The 17,042-nt window shown below is 68.0% G+C and carries 15 protein-coding genes, 1 pseudogene and 1 riboswitch; of the genes and pseudogenes, 9 read left to right on the top strand and 7 right to left on the bottom strand.

Annotation, left to right across the window (positions count from 1 at the left end):
* Positions 1–36 precede the first annotated feature (36 nt).
* The gene (locus VK92_RS33835) at positions 37–864 is read right to left on the bottom strand and encodes a ferritin-like domain-containing protein (RefSeq protein ID WP_027789191.1); all 828 of its coding nucleotides are present in this window, start codon (positions 862–864) and stop codon (positions 37–39) included.
* 327 nt (positions 865–1,191) lie between these two features.
* Complete coding sequence (locus VK92_RS33830; RefSeq protein WP_048025982.1) at positions 1,192–2,832, bottom strand: gamma-glutamyltransferase family protein; 1,641 nt, start codon at positions 2,830–2,832, stop codon at positions 1,192–1,194.
* 221 nt (positions 2,833–3,053) lie between these two features.
* On the opposite strand from VK92_RS33830, the gene VK92_RS33825 reads away from it, so the two are divergent.
* Together VK92_RS33825 and VK92_RS33820 are read left to right on the top strand one after the other, a co-directional pair.
* Entirely contained in the window at positions 3,054–3,833 is a 780-nt protein-coding gene (locus VK92_RS33825) for a DeoR/GlpR family DNA-binding transcription regulator (protein WP_048025981.1), read from the top strand.
* Positions 3,834–4,136: 303 nt separating this feature from the next.
* Complete coding sequence (locus tag VK92_RS33820; protein ID WP_021160166.1) at positions 4,137–4,334, top strand: hypothetical protein; 198 nt, start codon at positions 4,137–4,139, stop codon at positions 4,332–4,334.
* A 94-nt stretch (positions 4,335–4,428) separates the two neighbouring features.
* On the opposite strand, the gene VK92_RS33815 is transcribed toward VK92_RS33820, so the two are convergent.
* Complete coding sequence (locus VK92_RS33815; protein ID WP_042975499.1) at positions 4,429–4,797, bottom strand: hypothetical protein; 369 nt, start codon at positions 4,795–4,797, stop codon at positions 4,429–4,431.
* Between the two features lie 162 nt (positions 4,798–4,959).
* Between VK92_RS33815 and glpD the strand changes: the two genes are divergently transcribed.
* From glpD to VK92_RS33800, 3 genes are all read left to right on the top strand, one after another.
* Positions 4,960–6,483 carry a glycerol-3-phosphate dehydrogenase gene (gene glpD, locus VK92_RS33810; protein WP_048025980.1) on the top strand — a complete coding sequence of 508 codons (1,524 nt, stop codon included), beginning with the start codon at positions 4,960–4,962 and terminating at the stop codon, positions 6,481–6,483.
* A gap of 106 nt (positions 6,484–6,589) precedes the next feature.
* Complete coding sequence (gene glpK / locus VK92_RS33805) at positions 6,590–8,092, top strand: glycerol kinase GlpK (protein WP_021160163.1); 1,503 nt, start codon at positions 6,590–6,592, stop codon at positions 8,090–8,092.
* Positions 8,093–8,174: 82 nt separating this feature from the next.
* Positions 8,175–8,891 carry an MIP/aquaporin family protein gene (locus VK92_RS33800; protein WP_021160162.1) on the top strand — a complete coding sequence of 239 codons (717 nt, stop codon included), beginning with the start codon at positions 8,175–8,177 and terminating at the stop codon, positions 8,889–8,891.
* Between the two features lie 42 nt (positions 8,892–8,933).
* On the opposite strand, the pseudogene VK92_RS41070 reads toward VK92_RS33800, so the two are convergent.
* Positions 8,934–9,138: pseudogene (locus VK92_RS41070) on the bottom strand (hypothetical protein); the annotation flags it as partial.
* Between the two features lie 126 nt (positions 9,139–9,264).
* On the opposite strand from VK92_RS41070, the gene VK92_RS33795 reads away from it, so the two are divergent.
* Complete coding sequence (locus tag VK92_RS33795) at positions 9,265–9,951, top strand: HAD family hydrolase (RefSeq protein WP_048025979.1); 687 nt, start codon at positions 9,265–9,267, stop codon at positions 9,949–9,951.
* A 79-nt stretch (positions 9,952–10,030) separates the two neighbouring features.
* Here the strand turns inward: VK92_RS33795 and ribB are convergent, their stop codons facing one another.
* The 3 genes from ribB to VK92_RS33780 all read right to left on the bottom strand — a co-directional run bounded on the left by ribB (position 10,031) and on the right by VK92_RS33780 (position 13,275).
* On the bottom strand, positions 10,031–10,741 hold the full coding sequence (ribB, locus tag VK92_RS33790) for a 3,4-dihydroxy-2-butanone-4-phosphate synthase (protein WP_027789183.1): 711 nt from the start codon (positions 10,739–10,741) through the stop codon (positions 10,031–10,033).
* A 118-nt stretch (positions 10,742–10,859) separates the two neighbouring features.
* Positions 10,860–11,008, bottom strand: a riboswitch (FMN riboswitch).
* Positions 11,009–11,196: 188 nt separating this feature from the next.
* A complete protein-coding gene (locus tag VK92_RS33785) occupies positions 11,197–11,889 on the bottom strand; it encodes a helix-turn-helix domain-containing protein (RefSeq protein WP_021160158.1) in 693 nt (230 codons plus the stop codon).
* A gap of 210 nt (positions 11,890–12,099) precedes the next feature.
* On the bottom strand, positions 12,100–13,275 hold the full coding sequence (locus VK92_RS33780) for an MFS transporter (RefSeq protein WP_021160157.1): 1,176 nt from the start codon (positions 13,273–13,275) through the stop codon (positions 12,100–12,102).
* A 144-nt stretch (positions 13,276–13,419) separates the two neighbouring features.
* Here VK92_RS33780 and VK92_RS33775 point away from each other — a divergent pair, with 144 nt between their 5' ends.
* The 3 genes from VK92_RS33775 to VK92_RS33765 all read left to right on the top strand — a co-directional run bounded on the left by VK92_RS33775 (position 13,420) and on the right by VK92_RS33765 (position 17,014).
* Positions 13,420–14,352: a LysR family transcriptional regulator gene (locus tag VK92_RS33775; RefSeq protein WP_048025978.1), complete on the top strand. Its 933-nt coding sequence runs from the start codon at positions 13,420–13,422 to the stop codon at positions 14,350–14,352.
* Between the two features lie 216 nt (positions 14,353–14,568).
* Entirely contained in the window at positions 14,569–15,942 is a 1,374-nt protein-coding gene (gene miaB / locus VK92_RS33770; protein WP_048025977.1) for a tRNA (N6-isopentenyl adenosine(37)-C2)-methylthiotransferase MiaB, read from the top strand.
* 25 nt (positions 15,943–15,967) lie between these two features.
* Positions 15,968–17,014: a PhoH family protein gene (locus VK92_RS33765; RefSeq protein WP_021160154.1), complete on the top strand. Its 1,047-nt coding sequence runs from the start codon at positions 15,968–15,970 to the stop codon at positions 17,012–17,014.
* The last annotated feature ends 28 nt before the right edge of the window (positions 17,015–17,042 follow it).

The raw sequence follows: 17,042 nt of genomic DNA, 5'->3' as shown, positions 1-17,042 counted from the left end.
GCCGCAGCATACGCGCGACGGGCCGCGCCGCGGCGATCAGCGCAGGAACACGTGCCGCGTGATCTTCGTGAGCGGATAGTGGACGCCCGGCTGGATCTTCGCGGGCAGGTCGAGCGGCTTGAGCAGCATCTTCACGCACATGTCGGCCGACAGGTTGCGCCGCACCAGCTTGCTGATGCGCGCGGCGCGCTCACGGTTGTACTGGCTGTCGCCGACACGATCCGGATAGCGGACCGCGAACACGTGGCGCAGCGCGATCTCGGAATCCTCGTTCTTGATTTCCATCACGCGACGCGCGAGCGCGCCGAGCACCGCGAGCCGGCCGTTGCCTTCGAGCTGGTTGTACTTCTTGAAGAACTTGAAGAAGTGCTTGTAGTGACGCACTTCGTCCGTGCGGATGTTGTCGGTGATTTCCTTCAGCACGGGCTCGTCCGAGCATTCGTTGATCGCGCGATAGAGCGTGGCCGTGCCCGTCTCGACGACGCAGCGCGCGACCATCTCGAGCGCGCGGGTCTTCTCGAATGCCTCGACCTTGCAGGTCAACGAATACTCGGCGAAGAAATTCGCGAACGCGGTATCCCAGTCGAACTCGGGCCACACGTGCGCGATATACGCCTTCAGCGCGCGCCCGTGCTGCAATTCTTCGTGCTCCCATGCATTGTTGAGCCATGCGGAGACTTCCGGATCGTCGTTGAAGAACTGGCTCAGATTGCTCGTGTAGAGATCCGAGCCGCTTTCGATGAACGACGACGCGCACAGCAGCAGCAACAGATCCTCGTTCGCGGCGGCACGCTGACGATCGATCCGGTTCAGGTCGATGTCCTCGATGCGCCACGGCATCACATGCGTCGTTTTGGTGTCCATGGTGGTGCGCTCCCAGTCGTCGCACGGGCGCCGGCCCATGCCTTCGGCACAGGCGCCGACCGACCCGCAGGCGGCGTTTTACTTGCGTTTATAGTGGATTGGTCCGGCCGAACCATGCTGGCATCTTAGCCGGACTTTGACGTTCGTGCTCCAGAGCACTGACCATACCTGACAAGCGCAGTTCCACGACGTCTGTTGCCGTTCGTTAGACGAGTCCTTCAAACCGCTTGCGCCCGCTCGACGATACGGGCCGCGGCAAACGAAACGGGCGGCCGTCCGGCCGCCCGTGAAGCGCTGGAAATGCCGGTGAAAGCGGACGGCAATCCGTCAGAAACCTGCCGCCAGGCCGTCGCGCCGGCTGTCGCTCGCGGCCACGTAGCCGCGCTCGCGATCGTCTCGGTCGAGACGCCAGATGAACTGCCCGGAACCGAAATCCATGTAAGGATCGTCGATCGACTTGATCGTATGGCCGCGCGCGGCCAGCGCATCGACGGTCGCGCGATTCATCGTGGCCTCGACGTCGAGCGTGAAGTCGCGGTTGACCTTCCAGCGCGGCGCATCGCAGGCGGCCTGCGGTTGCTGCCCGTAGCCGAGCATCCGCACGACGGTCTGCAGGTGCCCCTGCGGCTGCATGTCGCCGCCCATCACGCCGAAGCTCATCACGGCTTGCGTGCGGCCGTCGGCCTCCTCGGTGACGAACGCCGGGATGATCGTGTGGAACGGCCGCTTGCCGCCCGCGACGACGTTCGGCGACGCCGGGTCCATCGAGAAGCCGTGCCCGCGATTCTGCAGCGCGATGCCGGTGCCGGGCACGACGAGCCCCGAACCGAAGCCCATGTAGTTCGACTGGATGAAGCTCACCATCATCCCGCGCTCGTCGGCCGCCGACAGGTAGATCGTGCCGCCCGAACGCGGCCGGCCGGCGCCGAAGTGTGTCGCGCGCGCGGGATCGATCAGCTTCGCGCGTTCGGCGAGATACGCGTCGTCGAGCATCTGCTCAGGCGTGACCTCCATCGCGCGCGGATCGGCGACGTAGCGATAGACATCCGCGAACGCGAGCTTCATCGCCTCGATCTGCAGATGCTGCGAGTCGACCGAATCGACCGGCCATTCCGTCACGCCCGCGTGCTCGGCGATCCCGAGCGCGATCAGCGCGGCGATGCCCTGCCCGTTCGGCGGAATCTCGTGGATCGTGTGACGGCCGAAGCGCTTGCCGATCGGCTCGACCCATTCCGGCCGGTACGCTCGCAGGTCGGCCGCGGTCAGCGCGCCACCGCCTTCGCGCGAGAACGCGGCGATGCGCTCGGCGAGCGCGCCCTCGTAGAACGCGCGGGCCCCCTCCTTCGCGAGCGTGCGCAGCGACTGCGCATGACCGGGCAGGCACACGCGCTCGCCGACGAGCGGCGCGCGACCGCGCGGCATGAAGGTCTCCGCGAAGCCCGGCAGCCCCTGCAGCTCGGGCACGGCGGCCGCCCACTTGTGCGCGACGATCAGCGGCACCGCATAACCGCGCTCCGCGATCTCGATCGCCGGCTCGAGCAGGTCCGCGAACGGCAGCGAACCGAACTTCGCATGCAGCGCTTCCCAGCCCGCGATCACGCCCGGTACGGTGACGGTGTCCCAGCCGCGCGTCGGCTTGTTCGCGATGCCGTTCGCCGCCTCGCCGTGGCGCCGGCGGAAATAGTCGACGTTCCACGCGGCCGGCGCGACGCCCGACGCGTTCAGCCCGGACAGCCGCTCGCCGTCCCACACGAGCGCGAACGCATCGCCCCCGAGCCCGCACGACACGGGCTCGACGACCGTGATCGCAGCCGCGGCGGCCAGCGCCGCGTCGACCGCGTTGCCGCCCTTCCACAGCATCCGGAGCCCGGCCTGCGCGGCGAGCGGGTGCGACGTCGACACGACGTTGCGCGCGAACACCGGAATGCGGGTCGTCGGATACGGGTTGTGCCAGTTGAAGCCAGTCATCGGTTCCACCTCGTCGAAAGCTGAATGAAGCGCCGGGCGCGCACCCGCGCGCGCGGGCAATCCGCCATTGCAGCGCGATCAGCGCGATCGCACAAATTCATTTGTCACATGAATCAATGCAATTTCCGCATGAATTGCCGGCGACCCTGGCGGCCATACCGGCCTAACGGCGTTGCCGCCCTTACAATACCCGCTCCGTCTCACGACACGACCACCGAGCCATGACCCGAGATCCCCGCCTCACCCTCAACGCGCGCCAGCAGGAACTGCTCGAATGGGTGCAGCGCGACGGCTTCGTGACCGTCGACGATCTCGCCGCGCACTTCGCGGTGACGCCGCAGACGATCCGCCGCGACGTGAACTGGCTCGCCGACCTGAACCTGCTGCGCCGCTATCACGGCGGCGCGAGCCTGCCGACCAGCTCCGAGAACGTGTCGTACACGGCGCGCCAGCGGATGTTCCATGACGAGAAGCGGCGCATCGCGGCGCTCGCGGCGTCGCACATTCCCGACCAGGCGTCGCTGTTCATCAACCTCGGCACGACCACCGAGGAAGTCGCACGCGCGCTGAACCGCCACCACGGGCTGCACGTGATCACGAACAACCTGAACGTCGCGTCGATGATGAGCGGCTACCCCGACTGCGAGGTGCTGATCACGGGCGGCATCGTGCGGCCGTGGGACAAGGGGATCGTCGGCGAACTCGCGATCGACTTCATCCGCCAGTTCAAGGTCGACTACGCGATCATCGGCACGTCGGCGATCGAGGCCGACGGCACGCTGCGCGACTTCGACACGCGCGAGGTGCGTGTGGCCGAGGCGATCATGCAGCATGCGCGCACGGTCTACCTCGTCGCCGACCATTCGAAGGTCGGCCGCCCGGCACTGGTGCGCCAGGGCCACCTGAGCCAGGTGCACGCACTCTTCACCGACAAGCCGCTGCCGCCGGAGATGGCCGACGCGGTGGCGGCCGCCGGCACGCAGGTGTACGTCGCGGAGTGACGGCCGCGATGCTGCACCGCACCCGAAACTTCAAGTGAAATCAAGAAGTTGGCGCTGCGAGCAAACCGCTTGCGCGGGGCCCGGCTGTCAAACGGAAAATTAACGGGGCACGATTTGTGGTTGCCCGCATGCTCGACTAGACTCCAGTTCCCCGGCCCGTCCGACCGTTGCGCCTGTGCCAGGGCGCGGACGAATGGCATGGCCGGCGAATGCAGCTTTTCCCCCCAAACCATACCCCGCTGGGTATCGCGCGCCGGCCGTTGCGCCGGCCGCGCGGGCTGACTGGTCGCCATGGAGAGAACGATGCTGAGTCCGCATGAATTCGCCACGCTATTGCTTGTGAAGGACGCTCCCGATCAAACCTCGATGGATCGGGACGAAATCGACGCACTGCTGGAGCAGCAGCTCGTCCGCCTGGAAGGGCTCGGATCGGGGCGCAAATACTGCGTGACCGAGACCGGCGACGCCGCGCTGCGATCCATCAAATACCGCTATTCGTAAAACCACACCGTTGCCGACCTGACCGCGCGGCCCGGATTCCGGGCCGCGCGGCCGCTTCTGCTTCCTCGTTTCCCCGCCTCGCCCCCCACCTGCTTCAGCCGCCGCGCAGCGTCGGATCGACCGCCGCCCGCCAGCTGATGGCTTGCGCGCGCGCGCCGTTGAAATACGCGATCCAGCCGGCACGCGCCGCCGCGTCGGGCGCCGCATAGCGCGTCGAAAGTTCGTTTACGAACGCACAATAGTTCGCTTCGGTCAGCCCGCGATACCGTTTAGCCACGTATGCGTCGTACAGCGTCGAATAGACCGGCTGCGCGTCCGCGCCCCAGTCGCGCGCCGCGCCGCCGCACGACGTCTGCAGATCGACGAACGACGGCGTGCGCCAGTTGCCGACGAGCGGCGGCATACCGGCACTGCACCCCGCCAGAAGGACGGCGCACACGCCGGCCCACATCCCAATACGCATGATTCACCTCGCGAAACGGTCGATTCCGCCAGTATCGTCCGGGATCGCGCAGCGCGCTACTGGCCCCGCTTTATCGAACTTTACTTTTTCGATTTCGTTCGTTAAATTTCGAATTCGAACATTTTCTGTTCAACCATTTCCCTCAGACGATAAGGACAGCAGGTGACCCAACCGAATCGCTACGATCTGCTCGTCGTCGGCGGCGGCATCAACGGCGCGGGCATCGCGCGCGATGCGGCCGGCCGCGGCCTGTCGGTCCTGCTCTGCGAGCAGGACGATCTCGCGTCGCACACGTCGTCGTGCAGCACGAAGCTGATTCACGGCGGCCTGCGCTACCTCGAGTACAACGAGTTCGGGCTCGTGCGCAAGGCGCTGCAGGAACGCGAGACGCTGCTGCGCGCGGCGCCGCACATCATGGGGCCGCTGCGTTTCGTGATGCCGCACATGCCGAACCTGCGTCCGGCCTGGCTGATCCGTATCGGCCTGTTTCTCTACGATCACCTCGCGAAACGCGAACTGCTGCCCGGCTCGCGCGGCATCGACATGCGCCGCCACGCGGCCGGCGCGCCGCTGATCGATTCGATCAAGCGCGGTTTCGTCTATTCGGACGGCTGGGTCGACGACGCGCGCCTCGTCGTGCTGAACGCGCTGGACGCGAAGGAGCGCGGCGCCGAGATCCTCACGCGCACGAAGCTGGTATCCGCCGAACGTCGCGGCGACGAATGGGAAGCGCGGCTGCAGCACGCCGACGGTTCGATCCGCGTCGTGCATGCGCGCGCGATCGCGAACGCGGCCGGCCCGTGGGTCGGCGAACTGCTGCACGGCGCGCTCGGCCGCGGCGCGCATCACAGCGTGCGGCTCGTGAAGGGCAGCCACATCGTCACGCGCCGCCTGTTCGATCACGATCACGCGTACATCTTCCAGAACCCGGACAAGCGGATCATCTTCGCGATTCCGTACGAACACGATTTCACGCTGATCGGCACGACCGACGTCGAATACACGAGCGATCCCGCGCAGGTCGCGATCGATCGCGACGAGACGCAGTACCTGTGCGATTCGATCAACCGCTACTTCAAGCGCAAGATCTCGCCGGCCGACGTGCACTGGACCTACTCGGGCGTGCGCCCGCTGCTGGAAGACGAGAACGCCGCGAACGCATCGGCCGTCACGCGCGACTACCGCCTCGAAATGGACGAAGGCGCGGGTGCGCCGCTGCTGTCGGTGTTCGGCGGCAAGATCACGACGTTCCGCAAGCTCGCGGAAGAAGCCGGCGACATGCTGAGCCGCGCGCTCGGCCGCGACGCGAAGACCTGGACGGCCGGCGTCGCGCTGCCGGGCGGCGACATCGCGAACGCGAACTTCGACGTGTTCGCCGCCGCGTTCGCGAAACGCCACCCGTGGCTGCCCGCCGCGCTCGCCCGCCGCTATGCACGTGCGTACGGCACGCGCGCGGAGCGCGTGATCGACGGCGCGAAGTCGCTCGCCGAACTCGGCACCGAAATCGCCCCGGGCATCCACGACGCCGAACTGCGCTACCTGCGCGACGCCGAATGGGCGACCTGCGCGCAGGACGTGCTGTGGCGCCGCTCGAAGCTCGGCCTGCACGTCGCTCCGGGCACGCTCGACGCGGTGACGGCCGCGATCGACGCGTGGTTCGCCGCCGCGCACGCGCCGCAGGCCTGACCCGAATGCAGTAGCAGTTGCCGTACCGACGTTGACTCACCGACGCGCCGCCCCCCATGCGGCGCGCATCACAACTAAGCCAAATCCACGGATGGAGATGAGAGACATGCAGGATCAGTACATCCTCGCGCTTGACCAGGGCACCACGAGTTCCCGCGCGATGCTGTTCGATCGCCAGGGCAATATCGTATCGATCGCCCAGAAGGAATTCGAGCAGATCTACCCGCAACCCGGCTGGGTCGAGCACGACCCGCAGGAAATCTGGTCGACGCAAGCCGGCGTCGCCGCCGAAGCCGTCACGCGCACGGGCCTGAACGGCACGTCGATCGCCGCGATCGGCATCACCAACCAGCGCGAAACCACGATCGTCTGGGATCGCGAGACCGGCCAGCCCGTCTACAACGCGATCGTCTGGCAGGATCGCCGCACGGCCGACTTCTGCGATTCGCTGAAAGCCCAGGGCCTCGAGGCGAAGGTGCGCGCGAAGACCGGCCTGCCGATCGACTCGTACTTCTCCGGGACCAAGATCCGCTGGATCCTCGACAACGTGCCGGGCGCACGCGAGAAGGCCAGGCAGGGCAAGCTCGCGTTCGGTACCGTCGACAGCTGGCTCGTGTGGAACTTCACGAAGCACGAACTGCACGTGACCGACGTCACGAACGCGTCGCGCACGATGCTGTTCAACATCCACACGCGCGAATGGGACAACGAACTGCTCGAGATGCTCGACATCCCGCGCAGCATGCTGCCGGACGTGAAGGCATCGTCGGAAATCTACGGTCACACGAAGACCACCGTGTTCGCGTCGAAGATCCCGCTCGCGGGCATCGCGGGCGACCAGCAGGCGGCGCTGTTCGGCCAGATGTGCACGCAGTCCGGCATGGTGAAGAACACCTACGGCACCGGCTGCTTCCTGATGATGAACACCGGCGACAAGCCGATCGAATCGAAGAACAACCTCGTCACGACGATCGCCTGGCAGATCGGCGACAACGTGCAGTACGCGCTGGAAGGCAGCATCTTCATCGCGGGCGCGGTGGTGCAGTGGCTGCGCGACGGCGTCGGCATCATCAAGTCGGCCGCCGAAATCGAAGCGCTCGCCGCGAGCGTGCCGCACACCGACGGCGTCTACCTGGTGCCCGCGTTCGCCGGCCTCGGCGCGCCGCACTGGAACGCACGGGCGCGCGGCTCGGTATTCGGCGTCACGCGCGGCACGACCTCCGCGCACCTCGCACGGGCGGCGCTCGATTCGATCGCGTACCAGTCGCTCGACGTGCTGGCCGCGATGGAAGCCGATTCGGGCATCAGCATCGGCGAGCTGCGCGTCGACGGCGGCGCGAGCGCGAACGACCTGCTGATGCAGTTCCAGGCCGACCTGCTCGGCGTCGACGCGGTGCGTCCGCAGATCACCGAGACGACCGCGCTCGGCGCGGCCTACCTCGCGGGCCTCGCGATCGGCTACTGGAAGAACCTCGACGAAGTGCGCAGCCAGTGGCAGCTCGATCGCCGCTTCTCGCCGTCGATGCCGAAGGAACAGGTCGAAAGCTGCATGGCCGGCTGGCAGCGCGCGGTACGCGCCGCGAAGGCGTGGGCCGACGATACCCAGTAATCGTCAGCCATCCATACGAAATACAACAACACCGGCGGACCGCGCTCGCGCGCGAGTCCGCGATGACATACGAGAGACAACCATGTCACCTTATATTGCAGAGTTCATCGGCACAGCGATCCTCGTGCTGCTCGGCAACGGCGCGGTCGCAAACGTGCTGCTTGCAAAGACCAAGGGCAAAGGCGCGGACCTGATCGTGATCGTGATGGGCTGGGCGATGGCCGTATTCGTCGCCGTCTACGTGACCGCGTCGTTCAGCGGCGCGCACCTGAACCCGATCGTCACCATCAGTCTCGCGCTCGCGGGCAAGTTCGCGTGGTCGAAAGTCGGCGGCTACATCCTCGCGCAGATGCTCGGCGGGATGGCGGGCGCCCTGCTCGTGTGGCTCGCGTATCGCCAGCACTTCGCGAAGGAAGCCGATGCGGACCTGAAGCTCGCGGTGTTCTGCACGGCGCCCGCGATCCGCAGCGTCACGCACAACGTGCTGACCGAAGCGATCTGCACGTTCGTGCTGATCCTCGGCGTGCTGTACCTCGCGTCGCCGCAGGTCGGCCTCGGCGCGCTCGACGCGCTACCCGTCGGCCTGCTCGTGCTCGGCATCGGCATTTCGCTCGGCGGCCCGACCGGCTACGCGATGAGCCCCGCGCGCGACCTGTCGCCGCGCATCATGCACGCGCTGCTGCCGATCCCCGGCAAGCGCGACAGCGACTGGCGCTATGCATGGGTGCCCGTCGTCGGCCCGCTGCTGGGCGGCGCCGCGGCGGCCGGCCTGTACCTGCACCTGCACGCGATGGCCTGATCTCGGCCTGACCGAAGCGCGCGGCCGCCACCGCCGCGCGCTTCATGCGCCTTTCTTCGCGCCTCCCCCGCCACGTTCGCGCTGGCGCTCGCCTCCGGCCGACACGAGCGACTTCAGCTTCACGCCCGCATCCGCCACGGCCGCCGGGCTCACGTCGATCCCGCGTTCGACCAGCATGCTCGCCCACGCGCATTTCCTCGACGAACCCCACCGCACGGCCGAACCCGCGCGCGGCGACGAGCCGCGCGACCGGAATCGTCAGGCCACACGCGCGGCATCGGGAAAACCTGCCGAAGCGTCTCGCGGCATGCGCGTGAAAGCACGTATGATGGCGAATTGATCTGCGTCGCCGACATTCCGCTTCTTCACCACCATGCTCGATCACCTCATCTGCGACTGCGACGGCGTGCTCGTCGACAGCGAAGTCATCGCCGACCGCGTGCTGCTCGATACGCTGTCCTCCACGTTCCCGAACATCGATTTCGAAGCCGCCGCGAAGTCGGCGTTCGGCCAGCAGACGTCGCGCTTCCTGGCCGGGATCGAATCCCGCTTCGGGATCGAGATGCCCGCCAACTTCATCGAAACGATCGAGCACAACATCGAGAGCGCGCTGGCGCAATCGCTCGCGCCGATCACCGGCGTGCGCGACGCGCTGCTGCAGGTGAGCCTGCCGGCGGCCGTCGTGTCGAACAGCCGGCTCGCGCGCGTGCGCAGTTCGCTGAAGCGCGCATCGCTCACCGAGATCTTCGGCGATCGCGTGTTCAGCTCCGAGCAGGTGGCGCGGCCGAAGCCCTACCCCGACGTCTACCTGCATGCGGCGCAAACGCTCGGCGTCGCGCCGGCGCGCTGCATCGTCGTCGAAGACAGCGTGTCCGGGCTGAATGCCGCGCGGGCGGCGGGCATGAAGACGATCGCGTTCGTCGGCGCGAGCCACATCCCCGACAACTACGCGGACGCGCTGCGCGCGATGGGCATCACGCGGATCATGCGCAGGATGGACGAGCTGCCGGCGTTCGTCGAAGCCGGCATGCGCGGAGAATTCGCGGACGTACAGTCCTGACGGTCGTTCCGGCGTGCGCCGCTTCACGCACGCCGTGCCACGGGCGCATGAACGCGCCCGCTTTCCCCTTCCCTTTCATTCAGGCCGGTTCGCAGCAGCGCTCGCGCGCGGCGGCCAGCGCCTCGCGGAACTCGACGAGTTCCGCGATCGTCAGCATCGGCAGCCCGTGCCGTTGCGCGAAACGCTCGACATCGTCGCCGCGCGTCATCGTGCCGTCGGGATTCATCAGCTCGCACAGCACGCCGGCCGGCTTCAGGCCCGCGAGGATCGACAGGTCGACCGTGCCTTCGGTGTGACCGCGGCGTGCCAGCACGCCGCCCGGCTGCGCACGCAACGGAAACACGTGGCCGGGGCGCACGATGTCGTGCGGCTTCGCCCCTTCGGCGATCGCCGCGCGAATCGTCGTCACGCGATCGGCCGCCGATACGCCCGTATGCACGCCTTCGCGTGCCTCGATCGAGACGGTGAACGCGGTGCCGTTGCGGCTCTCGTTGGTCTGCACCATCGGCGGCAGCTCGAGCGCGCGCACCGTGTCGTCGGTCAGGCACAGGCACACGATGCCGCTGCACTCGCGGATCAGCAGCGCCATCGTCTCGGGCGTGATGCGCTCGGCGGCAACGATCAGGTCGGCTTCGTTCTCGCGGTCGTGGTCGTCCTGCAGCACGACCGCACGGCCTGCGCGCATCGCATCGAGCGCGGCGGCGATGCGCGGCGGCACCGGTTCGGAATCCAGCAACGGGAGATCGGCAAAGGCGTCGGCAGGTGCCGACGAAACGGACATCAAGGACATGTGAAACGCTCCTCGCAAATACGGTTTGGGCGAAAAACGTTTCAGGGCATTGCAAACAGACAGAACGACAACCCGCTTCGCGCATGTGGCGAAGCGGCCCTGGCGGACATGACTATCTGCACATCTTCTCTCATCCGGACTGTGACCGTCGGCTCTGGCATTCGACCAGATCTGCTGACCCCGCGCGGATGCGCGGGCGCTCGCGGGCTCGCCGGCTTACGCCAGCCTACCGCCGGTGGGGAATTTCGCCCCGCCCTGAAGACGCACTGATTGCCGGACGGGACAACCCCGTCAACGGCGGGCCAAGCATACAACAGCTGCGCGCGCGGCGCAGTGAACTCCAGCTAAAACCTTACCGACGACCCCGTCTAACGGCATCGTCCGAACGGCCGACGGACGACCCGCGATCCCGCCCGAACGACGGGAACGCGGCCCGCTCCGGGCAGCCTGCGCGATCAGCCGGCCGCATGCGCGGCGTGTGCCGCATCGGGCACGAGCCAGCGCGGCGGCACCTCGGGGCTCACCGTCACGCGAAACGCGCGCGCCTCGCTGTCGCCCGGGTTGCGCAGGCTGTACGGCTGGTCGGCATCGAACACGATCGCATCGCCGGTCGCGAGCAACTGGCGGCGGTCGTGCACGCTGACTTCGAGCGTGCCCTCGCTGACGACGAGGTTGACCGTCGTGCCGGGCGCGCGGCGTGCGCCGGGCTCCGTGTGCAGCGGCGCGATCCGCAGCTCATGGAATTCGGCCGCGGCCGGCTCGCCTTCCGGATAAAGCGCGCGTGCCGAGAAGCGGCCGTTCGAGCTGACGACGCGCGACGCGCGCTCGGCCGCCAGGTGCTCGAAGCCGTTCACCGCATGGCGGCGCAGGAAGGCGGCGACCGAAACCTTCAGCGCCGCGGCGATCTTGCAGAGCACCTTGATCGACGGCACGCTGCGCGCCGACTCGATCTGCGCGAGCATCGCGCGCGACACGCCGGACAGCCGCGCGAGCGCATCGAGCGACAACTGCCGCTCGGCACGCAAGCGCGCGAGGTTCACGCCGACGACCTGCTCGAGAACGTCGAGCGACGCGGACGCCCGCGCATCGGCGGCGTCGCCGGACTCGAAGGAAGACACGTCGCGCACGAGCGCCAGGGATGAAGACATAGCATTGCCTCCGGGCCGCTGTGCGGCCCTGCGTATGGGGTAAGCCGGGATGGGGAATCGGGTTGCGCCAGCAACGGCGCGTATCGAAACGCTATCACCCGGCCTTGCACCGGCAAACGAAGTTATCTTCACACCGTTATCAGCATCGCGGAGGAATGCGTTTCTCGCGCCCCGTTTCCCGCCGCTATCGCGTCGCGCCGCCGGGCTCGCTCATTGCGCCGCCGGCGCCGCACCGCGTGCCGACCCGCGCGTGTCGAGCCGCATCGCGAACCACGTGACGACGAGCGCCGCGAACGTCACCGCGACGGCGACCCACGGCAGCGCATCGAGCGCGAGACCGTGTTCCAGCGCAAGGCCGCCGAGCCACGCGCCGCCCGCATTGCCGACGTTGAACGCGCCGATGTTGAGCGTCGACGCGAGATGCGGCGCGCTCGCGGCCTTCTCGACCACGCGCGCCTGCAGCGGCGGCACCGTCGCGAACGCGGCGATCCCCCACACGAACACGGTGACGGCGGCCGCGACCGGCAGGTGGCTCGTCTTCGCGAAGACGGCCATCACGGCCATCAGCGCGACGAGGATCGCGATCAGCGACGGCATCAGCGCGCGGTCGGCGAACTTGCCGCCGAGCGTGTTGCCGATCGTCAGCCCCGCGCCGAACAGCACGAGGATCAGCGCGACCGAGCGCGGCGAGAAACCGGACACGGTCTCGAGGATCGGCGCGATGTACGTGAACACGACGAACACGCCGCCGAAGCCGAGCACGGTCATCAACAGCGCGAGCCACACCTGCGGCTCCTTCAGCACGCGCACTTCGTGGCCGAGGCCGCCCGGCCCGCTGTCGTGACGGTTCGGCACGAGCGCGGCGACGCCGCCGAGCGCCAGCACGCCGAGCCCGGCGACGATCCAGAACGACGCGCGCCAGCCGAGCAGTTGCCCGACGAACGTGCCGAACGGCACGCCGAGCACATTCGACAGCGTGAGCCCCGTGAACATCAGCGCGATCGCGCTCGCGCGCTTGTCGGCCGGCACGAGCGACGCGGCGACCACCGCGCCGATGCCGAAGAACGACCCGTGCGCGAACGACGTGACGACGCGCGCGACCATCAGCATCGCGTAGCCGGACGCGGTCGCGCACAGCACGTTGCCGACGATGAAGATCGCCATCAGCAGCTGCAGCGCGGCCTTGCGCGGCATGCGGCTCGTCAGCACCGCGAGCAGCGGCGCGCCGGCCGCGACACCGAGCGCGTAGCCGGTGACCAGCAGGCCGGCCGACGGCAGCGACACGGCCAGGTCGTGCGCCACTTCGGGCAGCAGGCCCATGATGATGAACTCGGTGGTACCGATGGCGAAGGCGCTGATCGCAAGCGCCAGTAACGGAATGGGCATGACGTTCTCCGGAAGGCGGCGGACGCGGCGCCCGGTCGGTGCCGCACCGCACAAAAGGCAGGATGTGCGCATTGTCCCGAAGACATCGCTATTTGATAATTGGCGTGGCGTTTGAACCATTTTCAAATATTTCTGGAAAATCGCATGGACCGACTGGGCGATATCCGGCTGTTCGTCGAGGCGGCCGAACTGGGCAGCCTGTCCGCCGCCGGGCGCAAGCTGAACCTCACGCCGGCCGCCGCGAGCGCGCGACTCGCGAAGCTCGAGGCGGCGGTCGCCACCCGGCTGCTCGACCGTTCGACCCGGCAGTTGCGGCTCACCGACGAGGGGCGCCTGTACCTGAACGGCTGCCGGCAGGCGTTGCAGGCGCTCGACGACGCAAACGCGCTGCTCCAGGCCGGCCGCAACGTGGTCGCCGGCCGGGTTCGGCTGTCGGCGACGTCCGATTTCGGCCGCCGCCGGCTGCTCGACTGGCTCGACGAATTCACCGCGCTTTACCCGGACGTGACGTTCTCGCTGACGGCGTCCGACTCGACGGTGAACCTGTGGCAGGACGAGATCGACCTCGCGATCCGTTTCGCCGCGCCGCCCGACGGTGCGCTGATCGCCCGCCGGCTCGCCGCGGACCGGCGCGTGCCGTGCGCGGCGCCGTCGTTCGTCGAACGCCACGGCGTGCCGCGCGATCCACACGATCTGGCCCGCTTTCCATGCAACGTGATCACGATCGCGTCCGGGCCGATGAACACGTGGCGCTTCACGCGCGGCGACGACACGCAGACCTGCACGGTGCCGCTCGCCACCGCGTTCGAGACCAACGACGGCGGCCTCGCCCGCGAATGGGCGCTGCGCGGCCGCGGCATCGTGCTGAACTCGATCTGGGATGTCGCCGACGACATCCGCGCCGGGCGGCTCAAGGTCCTGCTGCCCGACTGGCGGCACCAGAGCGCGCCGCTGCACGCGATCTATCCCGGCAAGCGCTACATGGCGCCGCGCGTGCGCGTGCTGCTCGACTTTCTCGCCGAACGCTTCGCACGCGAGGAAGCTGCGCACGACGACCTGCTGAACGCGTGCCGCTGACGGCCGGCGCATCGCGGCTCGAGGGTCGGAACGCGCCGGCCGGCGTCGCGCGGCCGCAACCCGCCGCCCGTCCCGGGCAGCGTGAAAAGCTATAATGGAAAGCTTTCCCGACGGCTTTTCACATGCTGGCTGCGCGCGATCCGCGTGCGGCGCGCGGCCGTCCCGATTCACTCTTGACGACGCCCCCAGGTCAACCACTGCGAACGGCGAATCCCCATGACCAAGAAAGTTTACGTAAAGACCTTCGGCTGCCAGATGAACGAGTACGACTCGGACAAGATGGTGGACGTGCTGAATGCGGCCGAAGGCCTCGAAAAGACCGACACGCCGGAAGACGCGGACATCATCCTGTTCAACACGTGCTCGGTGCGCGAGAAGGCGCAGGAGAAGGTGTTCTCCGATCTCGGCCGCGTGCGCGAGCTGAAGGAAGCGAAGCCCGGCCTGCTGATCGGCGTCGGCGGCTGCGTCGCCAGCCAGGAAGGCGCATCGATCGTGTCGCGCGCGCCGTACGTCGACCTCGTGTTCGGCCCGCAAACCCTGCACCGCCTGCCGCAGATGATCGACGCGCGCCGCGAGAGCGGCCGCGCGCAGGTCGACATCACCTTCCCCGAGATCGAGAAGTTCGACCACCTGCCGCCCGCGCGCGTCGAGGGGCCGAGCGCGTTCGTGTCGATCATGGAAGGCTGCTCGAAGTACTGCAGCTACTGCGTGGTGCCGTACACGCGCGGCGATGAAGTGTCGCGCCCGCTCGACGACGTGCTGACCGAGGTGGCCGGCCTGGCCGACCAGGGCGTGCGCGAAGTCACGCTGCTCGGCCAGAACGTGAATGCCTATCGGGGCGCGCTGGCGGCCGGCTCGACCGAGATCGCCGATTTCGCGACGCTGATCGAATACGTCGCCGACATCCCGGGCATCGAGCGGATCCGCTACACGACGTCGCACCCGAAGGAGTTCACGCAGCGGCTGATCGACACCTACGCGAAGGTGCCGAAGCTCGTGAGCCACCTGCACCTGCCCGTGCAGCACGGCTCCGACCGCATCCTGATGGCGATGAAGCGCGGCTACACGGTGCTCGAATACAAGTCGGTGATCCGCAAGCTGCGCGCGATCCGCCCGGACCTGTCGCTGTCGACCGACATGATCGTCGGCTTCCCCGGCGAGACCGAGGACGATTTCGACAAGATGATGGCGCTCGTGCACGAGATGAGCTACGACACCAGCTTCTCGTTCATCTACAGCCCGCGCCCCGGCACGCCGGCCGCGAACCTGCACGACGACACGCCGCGCGAGGTCAAGCTCAAACGCCTGCAACATCTGCAGGCGACCATCGAGGAAAACGTCGCGCGCATCAGCCAGTCGATGGTCGGGAAGGTCGAGCGGATCCTCGTCGAGGGCCCGTCGCGCAAGGACCCGAACGAACTCGCGGGCCGCACCGAGAACAACCGGGTCGTGAATTTCCCGGCGCCGCTCGCGTCGCACCCGCGCCTGATCGGCCAGATGATCGACGTGAAGATCAACCACGCGTACCCGCATTCGCTGCGCGGCGAGCTCGTGCTCGTGAGCGACGACGCGAGCGCGGCCACGCACTGACGTTCCACTGGAGCCCGACGCCACTTTGAAGCCGACCCAAGCACTGGAATTCGTCGCGCCGCGCGACGACAATGCGCGCCTCGCCAACCTCTGCGGCCCGCTCGACGAGAACCTGCGGCAGATCGAACAGGCGCTCGACGTCACGCTGTCGCGACGCGGCCACCGGATCGCGATCCGCGGGCGCGGCGCCAAGCTCGCGCTCGCCGCGCTCGAGAACTTCTACAACCGCGCGCGCGATGCGCTGTCGGTCGACGACATCCAGCTCGCGCTGGTCGAGGTGCGCCACACGGGCGGCAACGGCCGCCAGGACACGCTCGACGTGCGCTTCCGCGGCGACCCCGACCATCCGTTCGACGACCCCGTCGTCCAGCTCGACGCCAGCGAGCCGGACGAGGAGCCCGCGCCGAAGCTCTACACGCGGCGTGCCGACCTGCGCGGCCGCACGCCGGCGCAGCGCGAATACCTGAAGCAGATCCTGTCGCACGACGTGACGTTCGGCATCGGGCCGGCCGGCACCGGCAAGACCTACCTCGCGGTCGCCTGCGCGGTCGACGCGCTCGAGCGCGACCAGGTCAAGCGGATCGTGCTGACGCGCCCGGCCGTCGAGGCCGGCGAGCGGCTCGGCTTCCTGCCGGGCGATCTCGCGCAGAAGGTCGACCCGTATCTGCGTCCGCTGTACGACGCGCTGTACGACCTGCTCGGTTTCGACAAGACGGCGAAGATGTTCGAGCGCCAGATGATCGAGATCGCGCCGCTCGCGTACATGCGCGGCCGCACGCTGAACCACGCGTTCATCATCCTCGACGAGGCGCAGAACACGACGCCCGAGCAGATGAAGATGTTCCTCACGCGGATCGGCTTCGGCTCGAAGGCGGTCGTGACCGGCGACACGAGCCAGGTCGACCTGCCGCGCGGCCACAAGAGCGGCCTCGTCGAGGCGCAGCAGGTGCTCGGCGGCGTGCGCGGCATCGCGCTCACGCGCTTCACGAGCGCCGACGTCGTGCGCCATCCACTCGTCGCGCGCATCGTCGAGGCGTACGACGAATTCCACGCTCAGCACCAGGACGGCTGACCGGCCGGCGGCACCCGCACGCCGCCCG

The organism is Burkholderia sp. LK4 (genome assembly GCF_001043615.1).
Classification (GTDB): Bacteria; Pseudomonadota; Gammaproteobacteria; order Burkholderiales; family Burkholderiaceae; genus Burkholderia; species Burkholderia cepacia.
Note: the sequence above shows the minus strand (reverse complement) of the source record. Positions and strands in the feature narration are given on the sequence as shown.